Here is an 875-nt window from a genome sequence, read left to right on the forward strand (position 1 = left end):
CCCACGGCGCGATCGAATCCGTGCCGCGGCAAGGGTTGCCGTAAGCCAGGGTGCCGAGCCGGTCGGCCTCCCGCCACCCAGTTGGAGCGCGAGGGGCTATGCCACCACCAGCCAATCGGGTACAACAACGGCGCCATCCCGTTCGACAACGCCTCTGGTGTGCAGGAACTCGCTCGCCTCGTCGGGCAAGCCAGGATGGATAACGGTGTGCCGTTCCCGGCGGGCACCCCGTGGGTTCTGGGCGTGTTCAGTCAGGGCGGCATCGTCGGATACGATTTCTACGAGGCGTACCTGGCGCCGGGGAAGCCGCTGGCGTGGCGGGAGGCCGACCGGCTCGGCACCCTGGCTTACGGCAACCCTTGCCGCGGCACGGATTCGATCGCGCCGTGGGCCATCGGGCAGATCAAGAAGACCGGCACCCATGGACTGGACCCGTACAAGCGTTACGGCGCCCCCGGGTGCCCGGCGTTGCCGCCGAACTTCATGGATGATTACCGCGAGGGAGACATCTTCGCTGAGAACGGCGACGACCAAGCGAGCCAGTTGAAGGCATCCATCTACCAGGCGGTAGCTCGAGGGGATTTCCTGTCCAACCCGTACGGGGTGATCACGGAGCTGGTGCACCAGCTACCCAACGTCATCTCGTCGAACATCCCGGCGTTGATCACGTTCGGTATCAGCGTGTTTCAGGCGATCGTCAGCGGCATCGTGTTCCTGGCTGATCAGCCGAACCCGCATTACAGCCCGTATGACATTTCGGGCGGACTGGATTGGGTGCGCAACCTTCTTTCGTGACACAATATCAACTACTAGGCGTTAAGGGGTCAAACATGATCAACCTCGATTGGTTCAAAGCTACCGGGCTGCTGGCCGCA

At 63.1% G+C, this 875-nt stretch carries 1 protein-coding gene; it reads left to right on the top strand.

The genetic code is table 11. The features are described 5' to 3' along the window. Positions 1-795 (top strand): hypothetical protein (locus A5622_RS00725; protein WP_232002791.1); only part of this gene is annotated, 795 nt, incomplete at its 5' end. Positions 796-875: the final 80 nt, after the last annotated feature.

The organism is Mycobacterium sp. 1245801.1 (genome assembly GCF_001673055.1).
Classification (GTDB): domain Bacteria; phylum Actinomycetota; class Actinomycetes; order Mycobacteriales; family Mycobacteriaceae; genus Mycobacterium; species Mycobacterium europaeum_A.